The sequence below is a fragment of the Corallococcus sp. 4LFB genome (assembly GCF_046520365.1).
GTDB classification, from domain to species: domain Bacteria; phylum Myxococcota; class Myxococcia; order Myxococcales; family Myxococcaceae; genus Corallococcus; species Corallococcus caeni.
Genome location: NZ_JBKGHJ010000314.1, coordinates 1 through 10,434 on the forward strand (window position 1 = coordinate 1; position 10,434 = coordinate 10,434).

The 10,434-nt window shown below is 72.2% G+C and carries 8 protein-coding genes; 6 read left to right on the top strand and 2 right to left on the bottom strand.

Going from position 1 to position 10,434, the window contains the following annotated elements:
- The first annotated feature begins 700 nt into the window (after positions 1 to 700).
- The 4 genes from ACLEQD_RS28065 (at position 701) to ACLEQD_RS28080 (ending at position 5,985) form a co-directional block, all read left to right on the top strand.
- Positions 701 to 1,945 carry a phospholipase D-like domain-containing protein gene (locus ACLEQD_RS28065; protein ID WP_410388147.1) on the top strand — a complete coding sequence of 415 codons (1,245 nt, stop codon included), beginning with the start codon at positions 701 to 703 and terminating at the stop codon, positions 1,943 to 1,945.
- A gap of 140 nt (positions 1,946 to 2,085) precedes the next feature.
- Complete coding sequence (locus tag ACLEQD_RS28070; protein ID WP_410388149.1) at positions 2,086 to 4,041, top strand: glycoside hydrolase domain-containing protein; 1,956 nt, start codon at positions 2,086 to 2,088, stop codon at positions 4,039 to 4,041.
- 10 nt (positions 4,042 to 4,051) lie between these two features.
- The gene (locus ACLEQD_RS28075; RefSeq protein ID WP_410388150.1) at positions 4,052 to 4,576 is read left to right on the top strand and encodes a GNAT family N-acetyltransferase; all 525 of its coding nucleotides are present in this window, start codon (positions 4,052 to 4,054) and stop codon (positions 4,574 to 4,576) included.
- A 179-nt stretch (positions 4,577 to 4,755) separates the two neighbouring features.
- Complete coding sequence (locus ACLEQD_RS28080) at positions 4,756 to 5,985, top strand: AAA family ATPase (protein WP_410388151.1); 1,230 nt, start codon at positions 4,756 to 4,758, stop codon at positions 5,983 to 5,985.
- Positions 5,986 to 5,991: 6 nt separating this feature from the next.
- On the opposite strand, the gene ACLEQD_RS28085 is transcribed toward ACLEQD_RS28080, so the two are convergent.
- Positions 5,992 to 6,741 (bottom strand): hypothetical protein, encoded by a 750-nt coding sequence (locus tag ACLEQD_RS28085; RefSeq protein ID WP_410388152.1) that lies wholly within the window; start codon positions 6,739 to 6,741, stop codon positions 5,992 to 5,994.
- The gene (locus ACLEQD_RS28090) at positions 6,738 to 8,477 is read right to left on the bottom strand and encodes a PilZ domain-containing protein (RefSeq protein WP_410388154.1); all 1,740 of its coding nucleotides are present in this window, start codon (positions 8,475 to 8,477) and stop codon (positions 6,738 to 6,740) included. Before ACLEQD_RS28090 ends, ACLEQD_RS28085 begins: the two co-directional genes overlap by 4 nt.
- Positions 8,478 to 8,739: 262 nt before the next feature.
- Here ACLEQD_RS28090 and ACLEQD_RS28095 point away from each other — a divergent pair, with 262 nt between their 5' ends.
- Together ACLEQD_RS28095 and ACLEQD_RS28100 are read left to right on the top strand one after the other, a co-directional pair.
- Positions 8,740 to 9,180 carry a hypothetical protein gene (locus tag ACLEQD_RS28095; RefSeq protein WP_410388156.1) on the top strand — a complete coding sequence of 147 codons (441 nt, stop codon included), beginning with the start codon at positions 8,740 to 8,742 and terminating at the stop codon, positions 9,178 to 9,180.
- 202 nt (positions 9,181 to 9,382) lie between these two features.
- Positions 9,383 to 10,434: aldehyde dehydrogenase family protein (locus ACLEQD_RS28100; protein ID WP_410388158.1), on the top strand; the 1,052-nt coding region annotated here is incomplete at its 3' end.

The window sequence follows — 10,434 nt, forward strand, 5'->3', positions numbered from 1 at the left end:
CGGCGCCAGGGCAGCAGCGTGACGCCGCCATGCGCGGCCCAGGTGCGCCGGACAAGGGGCTCCGTGTCGGGCTCTCCATGCGGAATGAAGGCCGCAGCGCACGTGGAGGCACGGCGGGAGGCGGAGGGTCCGCGCCCAGCAACGGCACATCCAGGACGGTGGGCTCCAGCGGAGGCGGAGGCGGATCCGGCGCGCGGGATGGAGGCGGCTCCGAGGCGGACGCGGGTGGCTCGGCCGCGCATGGCTGCGCGGGCGGATCCGCTTCACGCGACGGTGCGGCGGATGCGGGCGGAACCGCTTCGCGCGGGTCATCACGAGCCCCGGGCGCGTCGCCAGCCTCCGGCAAGGGCACTGGGAGCGCGGCGCCACCGCCGGTCGCCGGTGGGCCCGAGCGCGCTGGAGGACTCTCCTGGGGCCTCACGGCAGCGACCGCGACCGGTGCGCCCAGCAGGCCCATCAGCAGGAGCGCCCCGCGGGCTGGTGCCATCCTCCGTCGCCGCATGCCGTGTCCGTCCTCCTCGCGTGCCCCGCTGTGTGTGCTCTCAGCAGTGCGCATGCGGCGTGTCCGGCACCACCGGGTATGTGTTTCACGCGCTTCAACCGTCGGCGGGTGGACGGTGGCCCTGCGCGTTCACGCCCTTCCTCCTCGCGGAATCACACGGCGGATGCGGAAGGGCGGGGGCTGCCCTAGCTTCGGACCGTGCGGCTGGTCTGGCTCATCTTGATCGCCCTGCTCGCCGCGGGGTGTCCCTACCCGAACCACCGGCAGGACCTGCGCCTGCGCGCGCTGCCGGAGGACCCGGAGGCGCGGGAGCTCGCCATCGAGCAGACGCTGGGCTTCCCCATGGAGCCCGGCAACGGCGTGGAGTTGGTGCAGAACGGCCGCGTCTTCGACGTCATCGAGGAGGAGATCCGCGCCGCCCGCTCCAGCATCCACATCGCCAGCTACATCTGGCGTCCGGGCATCCCGTCGGACCGGCTGCTCATCGCGCTGCGCGAGCGCGCCCCCGGCGTGCAGTGCCGCGTCATCGTGGATCCGCTGGGCAGCGTGAACTTCGAGGTCGTGGCCCCCGTGCTCGCGGACGCCGGCTGCGACGTGCGCATCTACCGGCCCTATCAGGGCGCGGTGATGTCCCTGGACGCGGTGCGGATCCGCGCGCGCATGCACCGCAAGATGGTCATCCGCGACGGCGAGGTCGCGCTGACCGGAGGCTTCGGCATCTGGCGCAGCTGGCTGGGAAATGGCGACGCGCCGGAGACCTGGCGGGACACCAACGTGCGGGTCCGGGGCCCCGTCGTGCGAGCCATGCAGATCGCCTTCGCGCAGAACTGGCAGGAGTCCGGCGGCGACTTCCTGCCCCCGGAGTCCTTCCCGGAGCTCGCCCCCGCGGGAAACGCGCGGGCCTGCTTCGTCGCCAGCACCGGCCACCGCTTCCTCTCGCAGGCGTCGAGGATGTGGCTGCTGTCCATCGCGGCCGCGAAGCACCGGCTGTGGATCGCCAACTCGTACTTCCTGCCGTCGGAAGCCATCAGCGACATGCTCATCCTCAAGGCGCGCGAGGGCGTGGACGTGCGCGTGCTGGTGCCCGGCCGCTACCACGACGTGGGACCCGTGCTCACCGCGCAGCGCGCGTCCTACGCACGGCTCCTGGAGGGCGGCGTGCGCATCTACGAATACGAAATCTCGATGATGCACTCCAAGACGCTGGTCGCGGACGACACGCTGAGCGTCGTGGGCTCCACCAACCTGGATCCGCTGGCGCTCAACCACACCGACGAGGGCTCGGTGATGGTGGAGGACCCGGTGCTGGCGGAGGAGCTGGCCGCCGCCTTCGAGCAGGACCTCACGCACTCCGCGGAGGTCCACTGGCAGGGCTGGAAGCGGCGCGGTCTGCTTCAGAAGTTGAAGGAACAGCTCCCGGGGCTCATCGGCGACTTCCTGTGAGCCGGGCGCACGCGGGCCTCGAGGAACGACGCCTGGACCCACCGCACGAGGCGCGGGGGCCCTCGGCCGCCTGCCTGTCCGGCTGACAAGGGACGGCCGATGCGGGAAGCCACGCGGGGCCGGGGCGCGTTGGTCTCTTCATGCCTTCGATTCGACCGTTCCGTGCCGCCCTGCTGTCGCTGACCGTGGCCCTGCCGGTGTTCGCGGCCGGGCCCGCCGTGTGGGGCGAGGGGATGATGGTGAAGGTGCGGCCGGGGACCGCCGCCCGGAGCGCCACCGAGGTGCGGCTCACCGCCGCGCGCAACGAGTTCGTCTCCTTCCAGGTCGCGCTGCAGGGCGGCGACACGGGGCTGAGGAACGTCCGCGCGAAGCTGCCCGCGCTGGAGGGCCCCGGCGCCACGACGCTGTCCGGGCCGGACGTGACGCTGTACCGCGAAGCGCTCATCTCCACGAAGCAGGCGTCGGTGGCGGGAGAGCCGGTGGGCGCGTGGCCGGACGGGCTGGTGCCGGACACGGACGAGATCGCCGGTGAGGCGCGCGGCGCCTTCCCCTTCGACGTGCCCGCGAAAGAGGCCCGGGCCGTCTGGGTGGACGTGCACGTGCCCCAGGACGCGCCGCCCGGCGACTACATGGGCACGGTGACGGTGGAGGCGGACGGAGGCTTCCAGCGGCAGGTGACGGCGAGGCTGACGGTGGTGGACGCGGCGCTGCCGAGCACCTCCTCGCTGCCGTCGGCGTTCCTGCTCTGGCCGCCGCACGTCTGCCGCGCGCACACGGGGCGCGAGGACTGCACGCCGGAGGAGCTGCGGCCGCTGCTCGCGCGCTACCAGCGGATGGCGCTGGAGCACCGCTTCACGCTGTCCAGCCTCTTCCCGCGCAAGCCGTGGCCGCCGGCGTGGAGCGACTTCGACGCGACGTGGGGGCCGTACCTGGACGGGACCGCGCCCACGCGGCTGCAAGGCGCGCGGATGACGAGCCTGGAGTACGTGGGGCCGCTCGACGCCGCGAACCTGGGGGACTTCACGGCGCACATGAAGGAGCGGGGCTGGCTGGACCGGGCCTACGTGCAGCTGGGGGACGAGCCGCCCTACGGCACGACCTTCGAACAGGTGCGCGCGACGGGAGACCTGGTGCGCCAGGCGGCCCCCGGGCTGCGCACGATGCTGACGACGAACTCGCGCGAGCTGAAGGGCAACGGCCTGGAGGAGTACGTGGACGTGGCGGTGCCGCTGGTGAACCACCTGGACGGCACGGCCGCGGACTTCCGGGGCGACCAGCGCGGGACGTACACGGGCTTCCTGGAGCGTCCGGGAACCGAGCTGTGGATGTATCAGAGCTGCATGAGCCACGGCTGTGCGTATGGGACCAACGCGCCGGAGAACCAGCCGGGCGCGGGCTGGCCGTCGTACATGCTGGACCGGTCGGCGGCGAAGGCGCGCGCGATGGAGTGGGTCACGTTCCTGGAGGGCGCGACGGGCGAGCTCTACTACCAGACGGTGGGCATGCTCTCCACGGCGTGGACGGACCAGTACCGCTTCAACGGCAACGGGGACGGGACGCTGTTCTACCCGGGCACGCCGGCGGCCATCGGTGGGAAGACGGACGTGCCGGTGGCGTCGCTGCGGCTCAAGCTCCTCCGCCAGGGCATGCAGGACTACGAGTGGCTCAAGGCGGTGAGTGACGCGGGAGACCCGGACTTCGCGCGCAAGGTGGCCAGGGACCTGATTCCGGCCGCGTCGCGAGTGACGGACGACGGCGCCGCGTTCGACGCGGCGAGGCTGAAGCTCATCCAGCGCTACGAGGAGCTGACCGCCCACCCGACGCCGGACGCGGGCACCCAGCAGCCGGCGGACGGGGGCACCTCCTCCGCGCCGGAAGAGGCCGCGGGAGGACCGTCGCAAGGCACACCCGGGCCCACCTCCGACGTGGCACCGGACGCGCTGGCCAACGCGCAGGCGGGAGGCTGCACCACGGGCGGCGGCGGCACGGCGGCGGTCGCGGGAGGCCTGTTGTTCGCGGCCTGGATGCTCGGCGGGATGCGCCGTCAGCGCGCCCGCGTGACCGTGCCCGCGCGCAGGCCCGGGTCGTCATGCTAGAGGGCGACGCATGAGCACGGACGTGACGAATCGGGTCATCCTCCGCGAGGCGCGGCCCGAGGACGACAAGGTGATTGGGGAGCTGCTGGTGGAGGCCTACACCACGCAGTACGCGAAGCTGATGCCGGAGGTCGTCTACTCCGAGGAGCGCAAGGCGTTCCTGCGCGACGTCGCTTCGAGGCGCGGTGCGTGCACCATCCTCGTGGCGGAGGTGGACGGCGAGCTCGCCGGCACGGTGGCCCTGTACCCGCCCGGCGCGCCCGGCACCGAGGCCTGGCTGCCCCGCACGGCGGACCTGCGCGCCCTGGCCACGTCGGTGCGCTTCCAGGGGCAGGGGCTGGCACAGCCGCTGCTCGCGGAGACGGAAGCCCTCGCGAAGCGCTGGGGCGTGGACGCCATCTCCCTCCACGTGCGCCGGGGCGCCAAGGGCGTCGCGCGCATGTACGAGCGCCGGGGCTACCAGCGTGCGCCGGAGGGCGACATCGACCGTCTTCCGGACGTGTACCTGGAAGCGTATCTGCTGCCCATGAAGTGACGCATGTCAGGCGGGAGCGCGCGCATCCGTGGATTGCGCATCCCGTCTGACGCCGGAGGGTCCGCGAAGGCTCGCGTGACCCGGGCACCGGAAGGGATCGCGCGCTGGAGTGGTGGCGCGCGCCCTGCCCCGGAAGGGGCGCTGGTCGGCACGCCGACCCCCACTCCGGTGTTCCCATCATGAAGATTCCCATTCCCGAGCAGTCGCTCGTGCTGCTCATCGGTCCCTCTGGCTCCGGCAAGTCCACCCTCGCGAACGCGCACTTCCTCCCGGAGGACGTGCTGCCCGGCACGGGCGACGAAGCGAAGCTGCACGACGAGGTGGCGCGAAGGCTCGAGCAGGGCACGCTCACCGTCATCGACGGCGTGCCCCTGAGCGCGGAGTCGCGCCGTCACTACGTGACCCTGGCGCGTGAGCACCACGTCGCCCTGGTCGCGGTGGCCATGGACACGCCGGAAGCGCTCTGTCTGGAGCGCAACCGCGCGCGCACCGGGTCGCACCCCGGTCCCCGAGCCCTTCGCAATCAAATCCAGCAGCTCCAGAACGCGCTGAAGGGGCTGACGAAGGAAGGCATCCGGCACGTGCACGTGCTCACGCCGGAGACGGTGGACGCGGTGTCGTTCGAGCACCGTCCGCTCCCCAGCCACCGTCAGGACGAGCACGGGCCCTTCGACATCATCGGGGACATCCACGGGTGCGCCGACGAGCTGAAGGCCCTGCTGACGGAGCTGGGCTACACGGTCGCGCCGCGCGCGGACGGAGCGCCCGGCTACGACGTGGGCACGCCCGCCGGCCGCAAGGTCGTGTTCCTGGGCGACCTGGTGGACCGGGGGCCGGGCGTGACGGACGTGCTGCGCCTGGTGATGGGCATGGTGGAGGCGGGCACGGCGCTGTGCGTGCCGGGCAACCATGAAATCAAGTTGCTCAAGAAGCTGCGTGGCAAGGACGTGCGCGTGGCGCGCGGGCTCGCGATGACGCTGGAGCAACTGGAGCGCGAACCGCCCGGGTTCTCCCAGGCGGTCGCCGACTTCATCGAGGCCCGCTCTGCGCACTACGTCCTGGACGACGGCCACCTGGTGGTGGCGCATGCGGGCCTGAAGGAGCGCATGCACGGCCGGGACACCCCCGAGGTGCGCGACTTCGCCCTCTACGGAGAGACGACGGGCGAAGCGGACGCCTACGGCCTGCCGGTGCGCGCCGACTGGGCCCGGCAGTACCAGGGCCACGCGACGGTCGTGTACGGCCACACTTCCGTGCCGGAGGCCGAGTGGGTGAACAACACCGTCTGTCTGGACACGGGCTGCGTGTTCGGAGGGAAGCTGACCGCGCTGCGCTATCCGGAGCGGGAGCTCGTCTCCGTGCCAGCACAGCGCGAGTACTGGAAGTCACGGAGCCACGCGGCGCCGTGAGTCCCTTCAGGCCGCCGCGGCGGTGGCACCGGCGCCCAGGCCCTGGCGCGCCGCCTCCAGGCAGTCGTCCAGGAAGCGCAGGTAGCAGTCCAGCCCGCGCGCGCCGAACGCCGCCAGCCGCCGGCCTTCCTCGGGGTGGGTGCTCAGGAGCCCCTCCATCATCCGCTCGTTGAGCGCGGTGTGGCCCACGTCCACCTCCGCGTGCTCGCGCAGGAAGGTGAGCGTGTCCAGCGTGCCCTGTCCCAGCACCTCGCGCACGCGCGCCAGGATGCGCGGCACCAGCACCACCGCCAGGTAGCCCACCTCGTACTCGATGGCCGCCTGGCCCAGCGGCAGGTCGCCGGTGATGGCCTCGTCGTGCACCTGCCGGTACTCGCGCATGGCGGCCGTGGGCGCCTGGGCGACCAGCGCCTCCGCATTCAGCGCTTGCGTGTGGCTCGCGTTCCACTGCTCCGTCAGCACGCGCGCGTCCTGGATGGTCATCAGGTGGTGGCCGGCCTCGTGCTTCGCGTGGGTGATGAGCTGCCGGCCCACCTTCTCCTGTCCCAGCGCGATGCAGCGCTCACCGGCGCCGCGGATCCACCCGTCCACGGGCTCGGTCATGTACGCGCCCCGGGCGGACCACTCGATGAGGAAGCGCGCCATCAGGTCCGGCGAGATGTCCGGCGACAGGAGCGTGCGCACGACGGCGTCCGTCTCCAGGCGGGTTCGGGTTTCCTTCACGTGCGGCAGGTACTGCGTCTGGATGAGGCTCATGACAGCTCCTTCTGGGGGTGGGAGAGCGGACGGGGTGCCGTCTGCTCGTGGAGGTGCTCCAGGAACTCGGGAGCGAGGTCGGCGGGGATGAGCCACAGCAAGGGCTTCGCGTCGGGGGCGGCGTCGTGCAGGCCCGCGGCCTCCACGTCGCCGGCCTCTTCGGCCAGGAAGGTGAAGCCGTCGCGGCCCCGGTGCGCGAACCAGCGGCGCGCTCCGTCCATCAGCGCCGGGTAGGCCTGCCGCGCTCGCGGCGACAGCGCGAACAGCCGCACGGAGTCCAGCAGCCCGAAGGGGTTGGTGCCGGGAGGCCCCGACTCCAGGACGGCCACCGCCACCGGCTTCGCGCCCTCGCGAGCGACCAGCAGGTGCCGCTCGCGCTCCAGCCCCACCGCCTGCCAGTCCCGAGCCGCGTCCCGCAGGTCCAGCGTCTCCAGCCGCAGGTCCAGCGCCTCCGCGTAGCAGGCGGGGCGTGTGAGGGCGATCCGCTCCACCAGCAGCCGCCGCTCCGCCTCCGTCGCGGGCCCCAGCTCCAGGCCCGTCCGCCGCGGGGCTGGGGGATGCGCGCACTCGACGTCAATCATTCGCAGGGGCAGGAGCAACGTCCGTCCCGTCGCCGCCATCCGGTCGGCGAAGCCGGCGTGCGCGCGGTACGTGAAGGGCACGGTCGATTCGATGTACGCCGCGAGCCACCGGAACCCGCCATCCCGCTGCGCGTGCTCCACGCAGTGCACGTACACGTCGCGCAGCAGCTGTCCCTTGATTCGCTCGAACCGCGTGGCGTCCTGGCGCCGCGCCAGTTGGTGCACCACCCACAGGGAGCGGTACGGCTTCATCGCGGAGAGCGTCGCCTCCACGCCGCGCTCGGAAGGCCACACCACCTCGGTGAGGACCGTCCCCATCGCGCCGGTCTGGCGGCCCAGCTCGACGAAGCTCCGCCGCCGCGCCTCGAAGTCCTCGGCGGACCGGCCCGCCAGGTTGAAGTAGCCGGAGTCGATGAACAGCCGCCAGTGCTCCTCCGCCAGGGCCCCATCGGTGCGCGTCGTCGGATGGAGCGCCCCGGCCACCAGCGCCTGCCAGCGCTCCGCATCCTCGAAGGACAGCGGCGTCACTTGGAGCCCGCACTGGAGCTCACCGTCGGCGCGCTCGGACACATGGCGCACCTCACCGCGCAGCGACACGGCCTCGCCTCCTGCCGTGCGCAGCTCGATGGGCTGGAGCACCCGGCCCGGTGACAGCCGTTCCCCCGTGCCCAGCCGCAGTGACAGCCCATGCGGGGACACGTCCACCGCCTCGCGCTCGCGGCCCAACCAGCCGGGCAACGGCAGCCGCACGCGCAGGTCCGCGGGGGCGGGAGCACGCCGGTGGGCCCGGCGGCGCACCTGGATCAACTGGCGCGGCGGCGGCGTCACCCAGGTCCCCGGCTCCACCGTCTCGCCGGACAGGAGCATCCGGTAGACGCAGCCGTGACCGAACACCTCCACCTCCCACGCGTCCGCGCCCGGCTCCACCGTCAGGCCGGACCAGTGGAGGCCCCCGCCCTCCGGCTCCAGCGTCTCCAGCCGCAGCGGCGACGCCGTGTCCCCCCGGCGCAGCAGGGCGGGCGAGCCCAGCGCGGCGGCGGTGGCGAGGATGATGCGGATGCGCTCGGGATCGGTGATGTCCCGCCGGACATTCCCTTCCAGGACGGATGCCTCGGACAACGGACGCAGCGGTGCGCGAGCGGAAGACGCTCCCACGATGACTCTCCAGATGAATGACGGCGGGGCGCGCGAATCACCCGGCTTCCGTGGATCCGCGCTTGAAATGGATACGGACCCGGGCGTCCGGGTTGGTCGTCGCTCCCCGGCACACGAACACCGGCGGCGCGGTCCGCCGCCTTCTCGCTGCCCCACCAGACAGTGAAAACGTGCGAAACCCCCTGGGTTTCATGTGACAGCGGGGTGGCGTCACGGTGGGAAAGGTGCGTGCGCCCCGGGACGGGCTTAGCCTGAGCGCCCCATGTCCCTCCGCAAGGACTTCATCGAGCGAGCTGCCGAGCAGTTCGCCGCCGCCATCGCCAGCATCCTCAAGGCCCGGAAGGAGAAGCGGTACGGGGACGCGCGCAACCACCTCCGCGACACCGCCCTCACCGTGCTGGGCATGGAGTACGGCGCGCTCGTCCTCGCGGACGCCGAGTCCACCTCCCGCCTGCTCGGCACCGCCGCGCGCACGCGGATGCTCGCGAAGCTGGTGCGTGAGGACGGCGAGCTGATGCGCGAGCAGGGCGACCCCCTCACCGCCGACTCGCGCTTCCTGCTGTCGCTGGAGCTGTACCTGGAGGCCATCTCGCTCGGCCTCAACCCGGACACCGAGGACGCCACCGCCATCGCGGAGCTGCGCACCCTCACGGATGTCACCGCGCTGTCGGAGCGGCACCAGCGGATGCTCTCCCAGGCCTGACGAGGCGCGGCGCGCACGTTCGCGCACCCGGGCATTGGCAATCCCTGCCGCGCGAATGGGTCGGGTTTGCGACACAGCAAGCTGGGGAGATCCATCGCTTCCGATCAGGCAATGACACGATGACGCCCCTCGCCTTGCCCTGGCTTCCAGGTTTGCGTCTATCCTTGCCGCCCATTCGTCACGCAACACCGGGGGGGTGCGCGTGTCCTTTGTTCGTTTTCCCGAGAGCGTCGTCTCTTGTCGCAACCTCGTGGGCGGAGAGTGGGTCTCTCCCGCCGGAGCGTCCGCGCAGGAGGTCCGCAGTCCCTACACAGGCGCGCTCATCGGCCGCGTGCCGCTGACGACGGCCTCCGGTGTCGCCCAGGCGGTGGAGGCCGCGAAGGCCGCCGCGCAGGGCTGGCGCGTCACCCCGCTGCGCGAGCGCACCCAATTCCTGCAACGCTTCCGCGCGCTGCTGGAGTCGCGGCTGGAAAGGCTCTCGCACCTGGCCGCCAGTGAATCCGGCAAGACGGTGGCGGAGGGCCGCGCGGGCTTGCTCAAGGGATTGGAAGTCTGTGATTTCGCCCTGTCGCTCCAGAACCTGGATGGCGGCGCGCACCTGGAGGTGAGCCGGGGCGTCACCTGCGAATACCGCCGCGAGCCCCTGGGCGTCGTCGCCGGCATCACGCCGTTCAACTTCCCCGCGATGGTGCCCCTGTGGCTGTTCCCCATCGCCGTCACGGTGGGCAACGCCTTCATCCTCAAGCCGTCGGAGAAGGTGCCGCTCACCGCGACCGCGCTGGGAGAGCTGATGGTGGAGGCGGGCTATCCGCCCGGCGTCTTCTCCGTCGTGCACGGCGCGAAGCCCGCGGTGGACGCGCTGCTGGAGCACCCGGACGTGAAGGCCCTGGCCTTCGTGGGCTCATCCCCCGTCGCGCGGCACGTCTACGTGGAGGGCAGCCGCCACGGCAAGCGCGTGCTGGCGCTGGGTGGCGCGAAGAACCACCTCATCGTCGTGCCGGACGCGGACCCGGACCTCACGCCGCAGGCGGTGGTGGACTCGTTCACCGGCTGCGCGGGCCAGCGCTGCATGGCGGCCAGCGTGATGCTCGCGGTGGGGGACGTGCAGCCGCTGGTGGACGACCTCGTCCGCCGGGCGGCGAGGCTGGAGGTCGGCCCGGGCATGGGCGCGCTCATCGACCGGGGCGCGGTGGACCGGCTGGAGACGGCCATCGCCAAGGCCCAGGCGGACGGCGCGCGCGTGCTGCTGACGCG